Origin of the sequence: Granulicella sp. L56, from assembly GCF_009765835.1 — a bacterium.
In the GTDB taxonomy this organism is placed as follows: domain Bacteria; phylum Acidobacteriota; class Terriglobia; order Terriglobales; family Acidobacteriaceae; genus Edaphobacter.
The window spans coordinates 204,710-221,388 of record NZ_LMUS01000006.1 but is presented as its reverse complement, the minus strand read 5'-3'; the positions used below and the strand labels follow the sequence as shown (position 1 = coordinate 221,388).

Annotated in this window: 19 protein-coding genes; 11 read left to right on the top strand and 8 right to left on the bottom strand. The window is 54.3% G+C overall.

The window, feature by feature from the left end; all coding sequences use genetic code 11:
* Window positions 1-3: 3 nt before the first annotated feature.
* The 8 genes from GSQ81_RS08785 to GSQ81_RS08750 form a co-directional block, all read right to left on the bottom strand.
* On the bottom strand, window positions 4-714 hold the full coding sequence (locus GSQ81_RS08785; RefSeq protein WP_158910408.1) for a hypothetical protein: 711 nt from the start codon (window positions 712-714) through the stop codon (window positions 4-6).
* A 4-nt stretch (window positions 715-718) separates the two neighbouring features.
* Entirely contained in the window at window positions 719-1,468 is a 750-nt protein-coding gene (locus tag GSQ81_RS08780; RefSeq protein ID WP_158910407.1) for a hypothetical protein, read from the bottom strand.
* The gene (locus GSQ81_RS08775; protein ID WP_158910406.1) at window positions 1,465-2,736 is read right to left on the bottom strand and encodes a hypothetical protein; all 1,272 of its coding nucleotides are present in this window, start codon (window positions 2,734-2,736) and stop codon (window positions 1,465-1,467) included. The genes GSQ81_RS08780 and GSQ81_RS08775 overlap by 4 nt, the downstream gene beginning before the upstream one ends.
* Before the next feature lie 82 nt (window positions 2,737-2,818).
* A complete protein-coding gene (locus GSQ81_RS08770; protein WP_158910405.1) occupies window positions 2,819-4,006 on the bottom strand; it encodes a hypothetical protein in 1,188 nt (395 codons plus the stop codon).
* 96 nt (window positions 4,007-4,102) lie between these two features.
* Complete coding sequence (locus tag GSQ81_RS08765) at window positions 4,103-4,342, bottom strand: CDGSH iron-sulfur domain-containing protein (protein WP_158910404.1); 240 nt, start codon at window positions 4,340-4,342, stop codon at window positions 4,103-4,105.
* Window positions 4,343-4,395: 53 nt separating this feature from the next.
* The gene (locus GSQ81_RS08760; protein WP_158910403.1) at window positions 4,396-5,142 is read right to left on the bottom strand and encodes an SDR family oxidoreductase; all 747 of its coding nucleotides are present in this window, start codon (window positions 5,140-5,142) and stop codon (window positions 4,396-4,398) included.
* Window positions 5,143-5,189: 47 nt separating this feature from the next.
* Window positions 5,190-5,768, bottom strand: a complete 579-nt coding sequence (locus tag GSQ81_RS08755; protein ID WP_158910402.1) for a TetR/AcrR family transcriptional regulator — start codon at window positions 5,766-5,768, stop codon at window positions 5,190-5,192.
* A gap of 200 nt (window positions 5,769-5,968) precedes the next feature.
* Complete coding sequence (locus GSQ81_RS08750) at window positions 5,969-6,577, bottom strand: TetR/AcrR family transcriptional regulator (protein WP_254060088.1); 609 nt, start codon at window positions 6,575-6,577, stop codon at window positions 5,969-5,971.
* 90 nt (window positions 6,578-6,667) lie between these two features.
* On the opposite strand from GSQ81_RS08750, the gene GSQ81_RS08745 reads away from it, so the two are divergent.
* From GSQ81_RS08745 to yhhC, 11 genes are all read left to right on the top strand, one after another.
* Window positions 6,668-7,384 carry a hypothetical protein gene (locus tag GSQ81_RS08745; protein WP_158910401.1) on the top strand — a complete coding sequence of 239 codons (717 nt, stop codon included), beginning with the start codon at window positions 6,668-6,670 and terminating at the stop codon, window positions 7,382-7,384.
* A 30-nt stretch (window positions 7,385-7,414) separates the two neighbouring features.
* Window positions 7,415-9,190, top strand: a complete 1,776-nt coding sequence (locus GSQ81_RS08740; protein WP_158910400.1) for a DHA2 family efflux MFS transporter permease subunit — start codon at window positions 7,415-7,417, stop codon at window positions 9,188-9,190.
* Between the two features lie 45 nt (window positions 9,191-9,235).
* Complete coding sequence (locus GSQ81_RS08735) at window positions 9,236-10,036, top strand: SDR family oxidoreductase (protein ID WP_158910399.1); 801 nt, start codon at window positions 9,236-9,238, stop codon at window positions 10,034-10,036.
* Window positions 10,037-10,065: 29 nt separating this feature from the next.
* Complete coding sequence (locus GSQ81_RS08730) at window positions 10,066-10,782, top strand: siderophore-interacting protein (protein ID WP_158910398.1); 717 nt, start codon at window positions 10,066-10,068, stop codon at window positions 10,780-10,782.
* Window positions 10,783-10,841: 59 nt separating this feature from the next.
* Window positions 10,842-11,237 carry a DoxX family protein gene (locus GSQ81_RS08725; protein ID WP_158910397.1) on the top strand — a complete coding sequence of 132 codons (396 nt, stop codon included), beginning with the start codon at window positions 10,842-10,844 and terminating at the stop codon, window positions 11,235-11,237.
* 99 nt (window positions 11,238-11,336) lie between these two features.
* A complete protein-coding gene (gene folE / locus GSQ81_RS08720) occupies window positions 11,337-11,948 on the top strand; it encodes a GTP cyclohydrolase I FolE (RefSeq protein WP_158910396.1) in 612 nt (203 codons plus the stop codon).
* Window positions 11,949-11,989: 41 nt separating this feature from the next.
* Window positions 11,990-12,643 carry an NAD-dependent dehydratase gene (locus GSQ81_RS08715; RefSeq protein WP_158910395.1) on the top strand — a complete coding sequence of 218 codons (654 nt, stop codon included), beginning with the start codon at window positions 11,990-11,992 and terminating at the stop codon, window positions 12,641-12,643.
* Window positions 12,644-12,745: 102 nt separating this feature from the next.
* On the top strand, window positions 12,746-13,687 hold the full coding sequence (locus tag GSQ81_RS08710) for a site-specific integrase (RefSeq protein WP_158910394.1): 942 nt from the start codon (window positions 12,746-12,748) through the stop codon (window positions 13,685-13,687).
* A 663-nt stretch (window positions 13,688-14,350) separates the two neighbouring features.
* Complete coding sequence (locus GSQ81_RS08705) at window positions 14,351-14,812, top strand: hypothetical protein (protein ID WP_158910393.1); 462 nt, start codon at window positions 14,351-14,353, stop codon at window positions 14,810-14,812.
* 23 nt (window positions 14,813-14,835) lie between these two features.
* Entirely contained in the window at window positions 14,836-16,044 is a 1,209-nt protein-coding gene (locus GSQ81_RS08700) for a radical SAM protein (protein ID WP_256369686.1), read from the top strand.
* Between the two features lie 20 nt (window positions 16,045-16,064).
* On the top strand, window positions 16,065-16,679 hold the full coding sequence (gene yhhC, locus GSQ81_RS08695) for a cyclophane-containing peptide 2OG-Fe(II) oxygenase YhhC (protein ID WP_158910391.1): 615 nt from the start codon (window positions 16,065-16,067) through the stop codon (window positions 16,677-16,679).

Sequence of the window (16,679 nt, the reverse complement as noted above, 5' to 3'; positions counted from 1 at the left end):
TTTTCATTCGGCGCTGCGAGGAGCAAACGTGATCATCCCAGGCCGCGGCCGCCCTTCCTTGCTCATGTCATGGTCCAGAGCCTCGCCTAACCTATTGCCACAAACGTCTTCGAGACGATCAGAAAGGATGATGCGGTGCTCGCCGACGTTCCACGGATGGGTCGGGATAATCTGCGCTGTGGTTCCGTGCGGTTCAAGTGACAAGTTCGTCTGAACGACCTCTCCGGAAGCTGTCAGAATTCCGATCTCGTCTTCGCAAAGGGCTGCATCCATAACCCTGTCGAAGTGCACGACTAGAGGATCGAGGCTCCCCACTATTGGAAAAAGAAGAACCCAGTAGGTCTCGTCGAGCGCTTTCAGAACGGGATCGGTCACGCGGAATGTATAGCTCGCTGTTTGCCCGAGCGCCGTGATGACAAGTTTGTACGTGCGCCCAACGACAAGCGCCGGCTCGTGAGCTGGATCCGCGCCGAGACCACGTTTGATCCTTCCCGGCTCCATAAACACAGTGAGACGCCGCCCATCAGGCGACCACAGCTCCTGCGATAGGACGAGAAAAGGGTCAGGCACCACCTGGTCCTTGTCATCCAGCAACCAGAGTTGGTCACGATCGAAGTGTGCCTCTCCTGGCCTTGGAAAATGGATGTAGAAACGTAGGGTGTTCGCGGGGAGCATATTTGCTTCCGGAGAAATGCGGATCGGTTTCTCAGTCATACAGTTACTCTCGATGACGTTTGATCGTGAAAGGGAGCGCAACAGTTTCGCGGGCCGCGTCCGGTGAACCGACCTCGTGGTCGAGTGCCTCACCGATCCTGTTCCCACTAACGTCTTCCAAGTTGGCTCCTACAACAAGTCGATAGTCGCCGGTGCTCCAGCCGCGCATCGGTCGCCACGACCAGACTCGTCCGCTGGAGGATGTGGTTGTATGCCCTGCCTGGAGTCGCCCCTGAGCGTCTTCAACTTCCAGTTGGTCGCGCAGAAGAGCGTCGTCCATCTCACGGTCGAAGGTGACCCTAAGGGCATCACGCGACTCGGCCTTGGGCACGGCAACACGCCAGGTTTGCGGATTGATGGCAGTGCGGATCGCAGGTGTAACTCGATAGTGAAAGCTCTTGCCGGATACTTCGACTGTAAAACTGTGGCCGACCTGAAGAGGCGCCGCGCTTTCACCTTCCCCTTCGACGCCCCGCTTGACGCGACCTGGATCAAACAGAACCGTAAGACGCCGACCATCTGGACTCCAAAGGTCTTGCCCGAAATCCATGAACGCGCCGTTGATCGTGCGATCAGCTTCGTCGAGCAGTCGTAGATCCCGTGTCGCGACAACACCACGCGCCGGATGGTCGAAGATGACATAGAGGCGGAGAGTGTTGGCCGGGATCGATCTCGCGGCTGGCGAGATCGACACCACTTGCGGAGCGGCGCTGCTTACAGCAAGCGCCACTCCGGTTATGAGGACGGCGATCACTTTGCGTCGGGCCCGCCGCCCTTGAAATCCTGCTCCGCCCAAATCTCGCCCAGGTTGTTGACCGGCAACGGAACCGTCAGCACTGCCTGAAGATTGAGAGAGCCGGAGGGAGCATCACGCGTCACGGACACCATGTAGTTGTCGTCAAGTTTGTCCGCAAACAAGGATGATCCGACGAACATCAGCGACTTGCCCACGGGACCCAGGGGGTATTCCGGGCGCCAATCTCCAACGCCGCCATGAGGCGAATTTTCGGGCAGATAAGCGACCGCCTTCTGCAAGCCGGAAATCGGGATCATGCGCGGGTCGTGGCCCACATTCGTCACGAACAGGCTTGGCTGTCCCATATAGGACACCGAAACAAGGCTGATCGGCTGTCCATTGCCCATGTCGCCAACGGTCCGACCAGTCACCTTCGCGCCATCCTTCAAGTCTGCGGTCGGTATCAGGACGATGGGACTACAGGTGTAGGCAGCGATGAGCGTGTCCTGCCCATCGATCGTAGCGAACCCCATAGCGCGGATAGGAGCTCGTGTCTCGTAGCGCTCATGAGCTACATGGTAGATACGAACGGCGGTCGATGAGGAATGGCCGTCAAACGGATAGGACACCCGCCGCAGCGTCGATGAGAACTCCTCGTTCGAGATGCCTGCGATGAACAGTTCTCCCTTGTGGAACTTCAAGTCGACAATAGTCATGGACCGCATCGGCGTCATCGCCTTGAGGTGATCTCGGTCAGGGGCGGTCGGCAAGGGCAAATCGCCTGTCCGGTCGCGGAAGTGTTCGTCCGAGGTTGGAGCATTCGAGACAACCCAACTCGTGGACTTGACGTGCGCAAGATCCACCTGGGACAGAACGCCTGCTGGCGAGACTTTGACCAAGGCTGGGCTTCCTGCGCCGAACGAAACCGACAGATAGACATCGTGGCTAATGGGATGGGCCGCCATGCCGTTGATGTGGACACTGGACTTGGTTTTGAGCAGCGACGCGATCCGGGTATCGATGCCTTCGATGTCCAATTTCGGAGCCGTTTTGGAAACCGCCCCTTCACTCATCGGATACGCGAAGACCGCGCCGCTGATGTTATCGCCAACGAACAGAACACCTTCTGGGCTGAACGTCAAAGCTCCGGCATATTGCAGCTTCACTGTGGCTTGTGGAGACTGGACGGTCGCAGACGCGGAGGCTGGCTGAACCGGTGGGGACGCCAATGCCAATGCGGCGATCATGAGGCCGCTTGCCACTGCGAGGAGATTGAGCTTCTTCATTTTTTCCTGATCTTTCTGTCGGTTTGGGGTTGAGGGAGCAGCGCCAGAGATACACATCTCTGGCGGATCCAAAAGCCTGCGGTTACGCTGCATGCTTTCGGTGGAACTCGACGCCTGGGAAATCGAATTCCACCCAGATCTTGTCTAGCCGTGCGGGAAGCGGACTGACCATCAAAGTCTCAAGCGTCAGATCGCCGGTGTCTGCGTAGCGAGTTAGCGAGACAAAGAACTTGTCGCTGAACAGGTCTGCCCGCAACGAAGATCCAACGAACAGCACCGGTTTGCCGACAGGGCCAGCGGGCATGAAGGGTGACTGGTCCAGCATCGGGCCCTGGGCAGGTCGGTTTTCGGGCGTGAAACCTTCGGCAGAGCGGACACCGGAGAGCGGAACTATCATCGGGCCACGAGCGAGATTTGTGATGAACAGCTTGTCCTCTTCTCCGTCACGATAGGCGACCATGCTGATGGGCTGACCGTTGCCCATATCGCCGATCGTCTTGCCCCTCACCTTCGCGCCGTGCTGCAGTTCTGAAACCGGAATGGTGACGAGTGGGCTGCAAGCGTACGCGGCGACTAGCGTGTCTACGCCATCGAGCGTAGCGAACTGCATGGTGCGGATCGGCGCGCGCGTTTCATAGCGGCCATGAGCGACGTGGTAAATCTCCAGTTGTGTCTCGCTCGCAGCCCCAGTGAATGGATAGGCAATTCGGCGCAGAGTAGAAGAGAACTCTTGGTTCGAGACGCCGGCGACGAACACCTCGCCGTCATGAAACTTCAGATCCACGATCGTCATGGAACGGATGGGCGTACGTGCCTTCTCGTCGAAGTACGACGCTGGTGGATATGGGAAAGTACCAGCCCGCGACTTGAAGGTCGCATCCTCGTCGGGAACGTCGGAGAGTTGGTGCACCGTCACTTTAGACGATGAGATGTCAAATGGGTGAATCTCGCCGGTAAGCGAGACGCGCACAACCGCGGGCTTTAGGCTGTCGCCATCCCGCACGCCAACTGACAAGTAGGGCTCGCGCGTCACCGGATGAACGGCCATGCCGTTCATCACGAGGCTTTTCGCCGTTACTCCCAGTGCCGCTGCGATCTTTTCGTCAATCGACTCGAAGAGGAAGGGGTCTAGTGAGGCTGGAGCCTCGCCGCGTTCCGTCTCAAATGCAAAAACGGCTCCGAGCTTGCTGTCGCCTACGAAGAGGACCCCGTCGAGGTTGAAGGTAAGAGCGCCCGCCGATTGTGGGATAACTTGGTTGCTGATGTTCATGATGTTCTCCATAGATCGTCCGCTCATGGCGGCGGTCAGGGTTGATTGAGAAGAGATTGCGCCTCACGGGATTAGGCCGCGAACGATAGCGCTTCTTTAGAGGGCAGCGTGGCTACCGTCGCAGAAGACGCCGCTCTTGCTGCTCTTGCAGCCGCAAAGGTAAACAGTCTTTGTTTCTGCGGCCTCAAACTTGATCGGAGAGAGACCTGTGCCGGCGTGGCTGCCATCACAGAACGGTTGATTCTTGCTCAGTCCACAGGAGCACCAGTAGTAGCTCTTGCCGGCTTCAACTGGAACCGGATATGGACCCTTTTGCGCGATTGTTGGTACTGACATTTAAATCTCCTTGGTCTACTGTTTTGCAGCAAAGTGTCCCTTACGAACGAGACTTAGAGGCTCGCCATACCACCGTCTACGAACAACTCAATTCCTGTTGTGTAGGCAGACTGATCCGAGAGCAAGAACAGGGCGGCCTTCGCCACATCGTGGCCCTGTCCGATCCGCTTCAAAGGGTTTCTCTGAAGCATGTCCGCAGCAAAAGCTTGAACCACTTCGGAAGGCAAACCGAGCTTCCCGAAGATCGGGGTTTCGATGGGCCCAGGGCTGACGGTATTGACTCGGATCTTGGGAGCCAACTCTGACGCAAGACTGCGTCCGAAGGACCGCAGCGCGGCTTTGGTGGCGGAGTAGACGCTCGACATGGGTTCTGCAATGCTCGTCACCATCGACGCGGTGAAGAGAATGGCGCCGCCGTCAGCGATGAGCGGAACTGCGTGCTGGACTGTGAAATAGGCTCCTCGCACGTTGACACTGAACTGCTCATCGAAGAATTCAGGTGTTGATTGCGCGAGCGGGGCAAACTTCGCTACGCCGGCATTCACGAAGAGAGCATCGATTTTCTTGTACCGTTCCGCGATGGTCTTGAAGAGCTGTTGGACTGCTTTAAGGTCACTGGTATCTGCTGCGATTACATCTGCGTCAGACCCTAATATTTTCCTGGCCTGGTCCAGTGTCTCCGGGTTGCGGCCAGTGACGATGACCTTCGCGCCCTCTTCGATGAATAACTGCGCTGTGGCGAGACCAATGCCAGTGGTTCCACCCGTAATGACTGCAATTTTGTTATCCAGCTTTCCCATTGTGTTCGTCCTTTCTGGAACGAGCGTTCAAGTTTAGGGCAAATGAATTAACGGAGGGCAGCCAGAGTGACTGACACCACGTTATCGATCATTGCTTTGGAGGGTCGCGTCCTCGCCAGCAGGCGAAGGCCGAAAAAAGCATTGACCAGGAACTGCGCCAACGCAGAAATAGAAGATGAATTCTTTAGTTCGCGAGCGTCCCTCGCTTGCACTAAACAGCGTTTCAGAAATTCTTCCAGCCCGTCGCGCCCGATCCGTACTCTCTCGGCGACTGCCTCGTCCGAACTCCCCAGTTCCGCCGCGCAGTTCACAACAAAACATCCGCGACCATCACAAACCGTCTGGGAGGCACAACTTTCAAAGATCGCTCGGATAAGCGACAAGCCGCCTTTGGGATGCTTCTTTGTGAGCTCGCTTACATGGTGGCCCTCCAACGTCTGATACCGCATGAGGCTTTGCAGAAACATCTCATGCTTCGATCCAAAAGTGTCATAGAGGCTTTGACGCTGGACGCCCGTAGCATCTACCAATTCTTGAATCGATGTCGCCTCGTACCCCCGCTCCCAAAACACGTGCATGGCGGCATCGAGAGCCTGCTCCTGATCGAACTCCTTTGTACGCGCCATTGCACCGTTATACCGGTTATGGAACGACCAGTCAAGTATTAGGCAGATGAACCAACCTTCACCAATGGCCTTTTAGCGGCACGATAGGTAACGAAAAACGCCTTCTCCTCCACCCGTAGCCGCAGGCAGCGAAGGGGGAACGAGGCTGTTACGAAACTCTACCGGGAATGATGGATGAGTCGGAATGTTGCAGTACCTGTTCAAGCGAGACCGAGGACGAGAAGGATCGCATCCGTAGGGAATCCTTTTCGCGGAACCCCTTGCGTGCTCGATCCTTGCAAGGAGAGACCGCTGGTCAACGCCATAATGATGTCTGCAAGTGTACTCGGATCAGACGGCGGGGTCCGATCAAGCTTGGCAAAGAGTTTGGCAACCAATCCAGCCATGGTGTCGCGGTGCGTGCGATGCAACTTCGCATAGATCTTCGCGAACTTCTTATCTCGGCAAGCTTGCAGTTGGAACTCCGCCGACAGTAAACCCAGATCCAAATCTGAATCGCGCCAACCCTCCGAGTTGCGGATCAAAGCCAGAAGCTCCGGTGCCGTGACGTCTTGCGCCAGAATTTGAGCTAAACCATCAATCTCCCGCCGCTTATGGGCATCGAGAAGTTCCAGGAAAATCGCTTCCTTGCTGTCAAAGTTAGAGTAAAACGCTCCCTTGGAGTAGCCGGCGCTTTCCGCAATCAAATCAACAGACGCCCCCTCATAGCCTCCCCGCGCAAACAACTGAGCCGCTGACTCCAAGAGCCTGGTTTTGGTTTCGAGCCGGCTCTCTGTCCGGGTCAGCCTCTTCCTTATTACCTTGGCCATGTTTATAGGATATCGCACAAAAACTATTTGCGACATACATACCAGTCGGTATATCTATACCAGTGAGAATTGTTTGGTCAGGAGATTTTCATGCGTGTCGCACTAGGCTGTATCGCCCTCACTCTGGTAGTTGCTGGCGCTGGTCGGATGACAGCTTCGTGGTACGCACAGGAAAGCCAGGATTCCAATCGCAAGGTCGCCGGGGGTGGGATCGAGGCGAAGGGATGGATGGGGAAAATTGATGATCGGGCCGCAAAGGCGGGTCAGACTGTCAACGACGCGAAGCTGCTGCAAGTTGGGAATGCTCTGCATGTGACGACGGGGCCTGCGGTCACGTATTGGAATCCGGAGAATACGGCGAAGGGAGACTATGCGGTCTCAGCCACGTTTACGGAGCCGAAATTCCAGAACCTTAATTCTCATCCGCATCCGTATGGGATCGTGATTGCGGGTAACGATCTAGGAACTGCGCAGCAGTCCCTAGTGTACTGCGCGGCATATGGCAATGGGAAGTTCATCGTGCGCGGTTTCGGGCCAGACACGTTCAGGATGAACGGCCGCGAAGGGGTTAGTTCCTCAGCGGTTCATAAGGCTGCGGGAATCGGCGAGCCGGTGACGCAGGACATCGCAATGCAGGTCCTGGGTGACAAGGTTTCTTGCATCATCAACGGCACGACAGTGGCAACGTACGACAAGGCAACGCTACTGGCCGGAGGAAAGCTGAAGTCGACGGACGGGCTGTACGGGATTCGCTTTGCGCACAATACCGACGCGATCGTGACCAATCTCAAGATGACGAAACCGTAGAAACAGCGAGTGCGAAATGCGGCAACCCTTATGAACGAGAACATCCACGATGCGAACTGGAAACCGCTGGCGAATCCCTGGGTTATTGCTGGTTCTGTAGCGTTAGCCGCCTTCATGGAAGTTTTAGATACTTCCATTGCAAATGTGGCATTACCCCACATCGCTGGAGATCTCGGCGCAAGCACAGACCAGGGTACTTGGGTGCTCACCAGTTATCTCGTAACGAACGCCATAGTGCTTCCCCTGGGAGGCTGGGCGTCAAGTGTCTTTGGTCGGAAGAACTTCTTCCAGATATGCTTGGGCGTCTTTGTAGTATCGAGCTTTCTATGTGGCGTTGCACCGACTCTACCGCTTCTTCTCTTGTTTCGTGTTCTTCAAGGACTCGGTGGTGGGGGGCTCCAACCGATGGCTCAAGCGATTATGGCCGACTCTTTCGATGAGAAGCATCGTGGGAAAGCGTTCGCGCTATATGGAATCGTTGCTGTGATGGCTCCTTCCATTGGGCCGACGTTGGGTGGATGGGTCACCGATAGCTATTCTTGGCGTTGGGTGTTTTACATCAACATACCCGTTGGTGCGCTCGCCATCTTCCTGGTTCATCGGTTTGTTCAAGATCCGCCCTGGATCAAGCCTGATCGAAAGAAGCTTCTTACGCTCGACTATGTGGGTGTAGGCTTCCTCGCCTTGGCAATGGGCGGTCTGCAGATCATGCTCGATAAAGGAGAAGAGAACGATTGGTTTGGATCGAACCTGATCCGGGTTCTTGCGGCGATGTTCGTTATCGGCATAATTGGGCTTGTCTGGCAGGAACTTCGTGCGAAGAATCCGGTGATGAATTTGCGCCTCTTCCGTTTCAAGAACTTCACCATATGCGTACTTCTCATGTCAGTCGTGGGCGGAATATTGAATGCCGGGACCGTTCTTGAACCTCAGTTTCTTCAGGGGCTGCTGGGTTACACCGCTACCAACGCTGGCAGAGCGCTCACAATAGGAGGCGTTCTCCTCCTCATCGTCATGCCTATCGCCGGCATCGCCACTGGTAAGACTGCTGCCCGCAACCTGGCCGCCTTTGGCTTCTTCGCCTTCGCTGGAGCGTTCTACTTCACAGCGCACCATATCAATCTGGGTTTGAGTTTTGGCTACGCATCGTGGCTCCGCATGTTGCAAATGCTGCCCATTCCGTTTGCATTCGTTTCAATTACCAATGCCGCGTATGTTGGCCTCCCCCGTGAGGAGAGCAATCAGGTGGCTGGACTCATCAACTTCGCTAGAAATGTGGGTGGAAGCGTACTGATCTCACTCACCGGTGCTGAGGTCGTAAACCGTGGGCTGGTGCACCAGTCCAGACTGCAGAACTCCATGCAGGATGGAAGCATTGCCTTCCAACAAGCAGTGCACCAACTCGCAAACAGATTCACAGGAGTTTACGGAGTCGCAAACAGTGTGCCGATGGCGCGAGGCTATATTTATCAGGAACTAAACCGTCAAGCCGCTGTAATGGGATATCAGGACGTCTACATTGTATTGGCGGGGATGTGCTTTGTGACCGGGCTACTCGCGTTGGCTCTGTCAAAGGCGCTCCAGAGGGCGCGGTTCACTAGATCTCCCCAAGGAGTTCGCCGAGAATTGACGGCAACTCAGGTCGGCAGACGAAACCTCGTGAGCGCATCGCGCACAGTTGCTCTAATACTCCGCAAACTTGCGCTTAGGCATGTTCACCATACATCAAAACTATTTGAAACTAGGATACCATTCGGTATATCTAAACCAAATGGGATGTGCAGAAATCGGATCGCCTGCTCCTAGGTCAGTGCAACCGAGTCGGCCATGCAACGAAATACGAGGAGCTTTATGGCAAAAACTATTTTGATAACGGGTGCCTCAAGCGGTATCGGACGGGCGACTGCGCTTTACTTCGCCGAGAAGGGCTGGAATGTGGCGGCGACGATGCGTGATCCACTGAAGGCCGATCCTGTGCTCAAGCATCCGCAGATCAGCTTGTTCGCACTGGATGTGACGAAAGCTGATTCTATAGCGCGCGCTATCAACGATGCATTGAATCGTTACAAGAAGATCGACGTGCTCCTGAACAATGCAGGCTACGGCTTGTTTGGACCGATTGAAGCGATCAGTACAGAGCAAGTTCAACAGCAATTTGGAACTAATCTGTTCGGCCTCATCGGGGTCACGCAGCAAATCCTTCCCGTCATGCGAGCCGCCGGCGAGGGCTTGATTATCAACATCTCTTCTATCGTGGGCCGTCTGGCTCTGCCCTACGCATCGTCTTACGTCGCGACGAAGTTCGCCGTTGAAGGCTTGAGCGAAGCGATGCGCTATGAGCTGGAACCCTTTCACATCCGCGTCAAGATGATCGAGCCCGGCAGCATCACGACTGAATTCGGCAGCGGGAGCAAGCAAGTGGCGGTGAGTGAACCCTACCGAATAAGTATGGACAAATTCTTGGCAGTGTTTGCCCAAGGAAACTCTAGAGGGGCAAAGCCAATCGAAGTTGCCAAAGTCATTTACCGGGCGGCGAATGATTCGGGCAATCGACTTCGTTACCTCGCCAAGCCAGGACCGTTCTTTTGGATGAATCGGATATTGCCCGATGCCTTGTGGCGGCGGTTGATGGTTAAGGTAATGGTGAAGTAAGCAGGCCCGTTGGAGATTGAGGAGATCAAATGTCAGTTGTCAAAAATGCGATTGTTGGGTTTGTCGGTGAACGGATTGGGTCGGTTGCGCGTGTAGCTGCCGTCACCCCAATCGGGCAACACTTTCGCTTGATCGACCTCAAGTCGGAGGTCTTTCGAAAGACGGTCTGGAATCCGGGCGATAAGATCGGCATCATCGCTGGCGGCAAGCGGGTCTACACACCCATCTCCATCGATCCGTCTAGCGAGCAACTGCGGCTGCTGGCTTTCTTACACGGAGGAGGTCCCGGGTCTGACTGGGCAGCCTCCGTCGAGGTTTCGGACGAGTGCCATTTCATGGGGCCACGCTCCTCCTTGCCACTTTCGTCCATCACCGAACCAGCGGTCTTGTTTGGCGACGAGACCTCATTCGGGGTCGCGAGTGCGTTGCAGACTCATCTTGACACGGAAATCCGGTCGCGCTTCGTCTTTGAGGTGTCGTCGGTCCAAGAATCGCGCATGGCTCTCGACCTCTTAGGTATTCGAGAGACCTCGTTGATCGAGAGGCGCGCAGACGGATCTCACCTCCAAGAAGCGGCACGTTGTGTCGCGATGGCCATGACAGAACTCACGACAGCCGAACTTGTCCTCACAGGTCGTGGCCCGTTTATTCAGACAGTCCGAACGGAGCTTACTGCCCTCGGCATCGACCTGGCACGAAGTAAGGTGAAGGCCTATTGGGCGCCCGGCAAGACTGGATTGGACTAGAAACGGGCCCACCACATTGAATTCCACCAAGGAAACGCGTCACTAAGGAGAATGCCGCTATGGCGCCACCAAGCAAGAGTACGAAAATCTTCTACTGGGTTTTTACACTGCTGTTTGTCTTGCCGATGATAGGAACGGCAATTCCAGAGTTGTTTACCGCCTCCCCTGCATCTCTGCCCGTACTGCATCATCTGGGCTATCCATCCTATTTGGCGAAAATCATAGGTCTTGCAAAGTTGCTGGGCGCTGCGGCAGTTCTCTTTAATAAGCTCCCTCGTCTCAAGGAGTGGGCCTATGCAGGCTTTACCTTTGACTATCTTGGCGCCATTGCCTCCCATCTGTTTTCTGGCGACAAGAGAGAACCACTAATGCCGCTAGCCTTCCTTTTCATTTCAAGCGTCTCCTACATCCTCTGGAGAAGGTTGACTTCAAAGGTGAACAGCCGTGATGTCTAAAATGCAGGAGCCTACCGCAGTTGAGCAGGAAGAGCTCATCAGGAAATCTGAAGAGAACTGCGAGTCTCGCTTCCCTCCGCGGCATGCGACTGGAGGAATATGACAACTCTCGTTGCCACTGAAGAATACGCTTCAACAGCGCAAAGTCTCGAAGGCATAAGCACGGAAAATCTCTACACCGAATTGATCCGTCGTTTTGATGCTGTGCCGAATCGTGACGGACTCATTGACACCCCAAAGCGCGCGGCAAAGGCAATGCGATTCCTCACGGGCGGTATCGATCTTGACCCGCGCCAAATCTTGCAGAGCGCGCTCTTCGACGTCGATTACAACGAGATGGTCATCGTGCGGGATATTGAGATGTACTCCCTCTGTGAACATCACATGCTGCCATTTTTTGGCAAAGTTCACATCGGGTACGTTCCTCAAGGGAAGATCATCGGCTTGAGCAAGCTGCCCCGCATGGTCGATGCCATCGCACGGCGGTTGCAAGTCCAAGAACGGATCACACAGCAGATCGCTGATACGCTCTACGAGACGATCAAGCCCAGTGGTGTCGGGGTCGTAATCGAAGCACAGCACCTTTGCATGATGATGCGAGGAGTTGAAAAGCAGCATTCGCAGACGGTGACTTCTGCGTTGCTTGGATGCTTCAAAACGCAACCGACTCGTTCTGAGTTTCTTTCTTTAGCAACAAGTCACCGTCAGTAATACATGTCATGGTGAGCAACAGGCTGTGAGGGAGATCCGATATGAAATTGTTACTGCTGGGTGCAACAGGGTTAGTAGGCAGCCGAACGTTGGAACTCGCTCTTTCCAATCACGCCTTTTCTGCGGTGATTGCGCCTACACGGAAACCATTGGTCCCGAGCGAGAGGCTGGTCAATCCGACCACATCGCATCTTGAAGAGCTCATTCCAAACCTTATGTCAAACGAGCCAGACGCCGTCATCTGCACATTGGGGACGACCCAGGCAAAAGCGGGCTCGAAGGAAGCATTCCGTTACGTTGACTACGAACTACCCATGCTGTTCGGTAAAGCTGCACACTCTGCAGGTATAGAAACCTGCGCGCTTGTCAGTGCCATGGGCGCGTCTCCCAATTCTCGAAGTTTCTACTACAGGACCAAAGGAGAGGTGGAGAGAGATATCCAACAGATTGGCTTTAGATCCCTCACGATTTGCAGGCCTAGCCTGATTGCTGGAAAGCGAAATGAATCAAGAGCCGCGGAGGGCGCGGCGTTGACGCTTCTCCGCATCCTGGCTCCTGTCCTGCCGAAGAAGCTCCATGTGAATCCCGCAGAGGTTATCGCCTCTTCATTGCTTCAGGCAGTCACAGTTGCAAGAGTCGGATGCCATTGGATCTACTCCGCGGAAATGATTGATCGTGGGAGCAAAGTTCCTTAAATCTATGTTCCTATCTCTTGTCATTACTGCCTGAAGCCCGCAGAACGAACATCTTTCTGCAAAGTTTAGGTAATGAGAAACGCTCATAGCGGAAGCAATCGAGTGATCGAACATTATCGGTTGAAGGAACTGACCGAGGACGAACAGGGACGCAAGGCGCACTCGACACGAGCCGCTTACGAATGTTACCTAAACGTCTGGATTGTTCCTCGTTGGGGCAATCACCGGCTCCAGCAGGTGAAGTCTGTAGCCGTCGAGGAATGGCTGGGTAACATCGAGCGGGCCAGGGGAACCAAAGCGAAGATTCGGAACATTATGAGCGCTCTCTTCAGTCACGCAATGCGGTACGAGTGGACGGACAGAAATCCGATTCGCCTCGTTCGGCAAAGCGCGAAACGAGAGAAGATTCCCGATGTTCTCGAATTGCACGAACTCCAGACACTTCTCACCAAACTGGCCGTCAGGGAGCGCACGTTAGTATTGCTCGACGCTGCGACCGGATTGCGAGTGAGTGAACTTCTCGCTCTCAAGTGGGATGACATTGATTTTGAGAATCTGGAGATTCGCGTCACCGAATCCATCTGGCATCAGGTATTGGGTGTCTGCAAAACAGAGGCGTCAGCCAGACCCGTCCCGATGGACGAGTACATGGCAGAGGATCTTCTGCGTTGGAGAAAGACCTGCCCCTATCCGATGGAGTCCGATTGGGTCTTCGCTAGCCCGACCATGAAAGGCAAACAGCCCTACTGGCCGGACAACCTTATGAAGCGGTACATCAAGCCAGCGGCGAAAGCGGCTGGCATCCACAAGAACATCGGTTGGCACACCTTCCGCCACTCCTTCGGCACGTTGCTGAAGGCGAACGGGGAAGACGTGAAGACCGTCCAGGAGCTTTTACGACACGCCAACAGCAAGATCACGCTCGACGTTTATACGCAGGCCGTGAACTCGCACAAGCGTGCCGCACAGAGCAAGGTAGTTCAGATGATTGTGCCCGGCGTGGGCACAAAGAGGGATCAAACACGTACAGGTTCAGAAGCGTAATCGCTTATTGTGCCCGTAATGTGTCTGGATTTGCTTGTCACTTGGGGGTGCCATAGCTTCTAAGTCTTTTAGAATCTATGGCGGGGACGACGGGGCTCGAACCCGCGACCTCTGCCGTGACAGTTACGCTAACTGATTGCATCTAAATGATTTCATGGGCGTTGATGGCTAACTACAGCACCCTTGGGCATTCAAAAACACTGGGAAAACCGCGAATTCCGATTTTCAGCACCCTCGCCAGCACCCTCGGTTATTTTAGGCTGAAATGCCTCGACCTCTGCCGAGCAACGGCAGTGGTCTGAGGGAGGACCTCCTATTTCCCTGGGGGATCGTTGACCACTAAAAGAGCGTTTCCCTTGTTCTTGGGCCGGGTTGTGAATTGGGTGCCTCAGCCGCTTGGAAGAGTTGTCCTGCTCGCGGGCATCCGGTCGGCTGAACCTGAACACATTACATTGCTGTTATGAGCAACGAGGTGCGATCAGATTGCGGATCGAGACATGCTACCGGATATCTGTTGGTGGTCTTCGGTTGTTGTGATAATAATTCCGTGTCCTCATCTTGGCGCTGGATCGTGCCGTCTGGCAATTGACCTCCATCGTATAAGATCTCGAACTTGGCAATTCAGCAGCCTTGTCTATGCCCTTCGGCAGGTTAGGAGAAGCAATGGTTGATAGGAGCAGTTCGAAAACGAGCAAGTCAAGAGCCCCCTCCATATCGAAGGAGCAAGCTCAATCTGAAGGGAAGAAGCTGAACATTAGAACTCGGTCCGGCGAAGTCGTGGACGCTCTGACGGGCAACTCTGTGCCCGCTCGAGGAGATGAAAACCTGCTTGAAATCGAGAATGAGATTCGTCGCCTTGCTAGAGTCCACGTTGGTAGTGCCATCGATCGTCTCGCAGAACTGATAAAGTCTGAAGATCCCGACGTCGCTCTGCACGCATGTCGAATGATTTTAGATCATTCGCTTTTGCAATCCGAACCTTCTCAGCACTTCCATCCCGACGTGGATCGTGTGTCTGGATCGGGAAACTTTGATAGAGGCGGCATAGGAAATGACCGTCTTTTTGATGCCAAAGTCACGAGACGAGATCTTGCGGTGTTGAAGAAGCTTGGAATCGAGAGGTAAATACCTTGTCGGTTCATATTAATGTGTTGGGATCTGCGCGCTACACACCACCTGCCGCCCCCACGGCCAATTCGACACGTACGCGCGCTTTCCTTCGGACTTTTGTTGTAGACAGCCTCCTCTTAAAGCTCTGCTCGCGATGCAATATCAATTGCACGTATTGCTACTGGTTCCGCGATGGATCAGCATACTCGATGTCAAAACTGTTGACCCGAGATGCTGAGAAACTCCTATTGCGGCGGCTTGAACAGCACATCATTCGTTACCAACTGAAGCATTTTGCCATATGTTTCCACGGGGGCGAACCGCTGCTGTTCGGAAAACGACGCTTTGGCACACTCTGCTCTAGTCTCAGACGCTTACAGGAATCTCTCGCTTGCTCGATTGACTTGACTATTCAAACTAACGGAATCCTGATAGATGAAGAGTGGTGTAGCCTTTTTCGCTACTTCCGCGTAAGCCCCTCTCTCAGTTTGGATGGCCCAGGCGAGCTGCATGACCACAACCGTATAGACCATGTTGGGCGTGGTACTTATAGCCAGGTTGTAACTGCCCTTCATCTGCTTCAATCGGAGGGCTTCACGCCCGGAGTTTTGGCCGTATGTAATCCTGGCTCTTCAGCCGCGGATTTATGTAATCACTTTGTAAAAGACCTCAATGTTCGTTGGTTTGATGTGCTTTTCCCCGATGTAACGCACCACGACATCGTCAGGCCTGTGGCTTCGTATTTCAAGGATCTCTTTGACCGTTGGTATGACGATCTGAGGTATCAAGGCATCACTATTCGCGTTGCGGAAAACCTATTGCTTGGTGTCTTGGGCAGGCGATCTACAAGTGAAAGTCTTGGTTTGGGTCCTTTGACAACATTTGCTATTACGCCCGACGGTTCGTTTGAACTTTGCGATGTCTTTCACAGCGTCGGGCTAAACGCCGCCTGCGCGGGCTTGAATCTTGCCTCCAACAATCTCCAAGAGATTGTAACTTCGCCCCGGTGGGTGGAAGTTCTCAATGCATCTTTGGATTTGGCAGGAGTCTGCAAGCGGTGTCGATTCTACAGTGCCTGCGGCGGAGGCTACGTACCGAATCGGTGGTCCAATGAGATGCGCTACGACAACCCAAGCGCCTACTGTTCTGACCTTCAGGATATCTTTAGACACGTTTCGAACAGAGTCTTGTCATCCGGGTTGCCGCAAGTGACTGTGCCACCTCAGTTGGAACAAGCCACGCTATAATCAAGCGGCTAATTTCACGGTTGAAGCATTCAGAATCTGAGGTCAATGTGTGGGTACCACTACTAGGAGCCAAAAGGGAGCTGAAGCCTTTTAGGCATTGCGTCGATAGCTCGTTCTATCCGAAATCGGTCTCGCGGCGTGTGCTCACATGGCTGGCTGATGAGGTTAATTGGCGATACGGACGCACTGCCTTTTACGAACAATTTGCCATCCCCCTCATGGATGTAGAGATTCCGAAAGATCTCTTGCCAGCCTTCTCGCAAAGAAGTCTGGGGCTGCTTCGTCGTCAGGTTGAAAATCATTTCCAGACCGCCCTAGAGCCCAATGTGGACATTGCGGCTCTCAAATTTGTTCAAGGTCATGGCATAGGCGTTCATACTGATTTTGGCGAGGAGCCGGAAAGTCATCGTGTAGTTGTTCAATTGAATAGAGGAAGAATCGCCAGCCAAGGAGGTGAGTTGGTATTCCTGAGAACTCGCCGTGAGACAGATGTGGACTTAATCTTTAGTCAGGCCCACAATCTCGCGATTGCATTCGAAATTGGACCTAACTCCTATCACGCGTTATCCGAAGTTGAGTCCGGAGAATGCTACATGGTCGTGTATTCTTTTCGACCGCTCCCGAAAAGAGCATGA

Coding starts and splice junctions, on each gene's coding strand:
- GSQ81_RS08755 (WP_158910402.1), bottom strand. CDS start 5,768: ATGGCGCGTACAAAGGAGTTCGATCAGGAGCAGGCTCTCGATGCCGCC.
- GSQ81_RS08715 (WP_158910395.1), top strand. CDS start 11,990: ATGAAATTGTTACTGCTGGGTGCAACAGGGTTAGTAGGCAGCCGAACG.
- GSQ81_RS08730 (WP_158910398.1), top strand. CDS start 10,066: ATGTCAGTTGTCAAAAATGCGATTGTTGGGTTTGTCGGTGAACGGATT.
- GSQ81_RS08775 (WP_158910406.1), bottom strand. CDS start 2,736: ATGAAGAAGCTCAATCTCCTCGCAGTGGCAAGCGGCCTCATGATCGCC.
- GSQ81_RS08760 (WP_158910403.1), bottom strand. CDS start 5,142: ATGGGAAAGCTGGATAACAAAATTGCAGTCATTACGGGTGGAACCACT.
- GSQ81_RS08770 (WP_158910405.1), bottom strand. CDS start 4,006: ATGAACATCAGCAACCAAGTTATCCCACAATCGGCGGGCGCTCTTACC.
- GSQ81_RS08750 (WP_254060088.1), bottom strand. CDS start 6,577: ATGGCCAAGGTAATAAGGAAGAGGCTGACCCGGACAGAGAGCCGGCTC.
- GSQ81_RS08705 (WP_158910393.1), top strand. CDS start 14,351: ATGGTTGATAGGAGCAGTTCGAAAACGAGCAAGTCAAGAGCCCCCTCC.
- GSQ81_RS08725 (WP_158910397.1), top strand. CDS start 10,842: ATGGCGCCACCAAGCAAGAGTACGAAAATCTTCTACTGGGTTTTTACA.
- GSQ81_RS08785 (WP_158910408.1), bottom strand. CDS start 714: ATGACTGAGAAACCGATCCGCATTTCTCCGGAAGCAAATATGCTCCCC.
- GSQ81_RS08765 (WP_158910404.1), bottom strand. CDS start 4,342: ATGTCAGTACCAACAATCGCGCAAAAGGGTCCATATCCGGTTCCAGTT.
- folE (WP_158910396.1), top strand. CDS start 11,337: ATGACAACTCTCGTTGCCACTGAAGAATACGCTTCAACAGCGCAAAGT.
- GSQ81_RS08745 (WP_158910401.1), top strand. CDS start 6,668: ATGCGTGTCGCACTAGGCTGTATCGCCCTCACTCTGGTAGTTGCTGGC.
- GSQ81_RS08735 (WP_158910399.1), top strand. CDS start 9,236: ATGGCAAAAACTATTTTGATAACGGGTGCCTCAAGCGGTATCGGACGG.
- GSQ81_RS08740 (WP_158910400.1), top strand. CDS start 7,415: ATGAACGAGAACATCCACGATGCGAACTGGAAACCGCTGGCGAATCCC.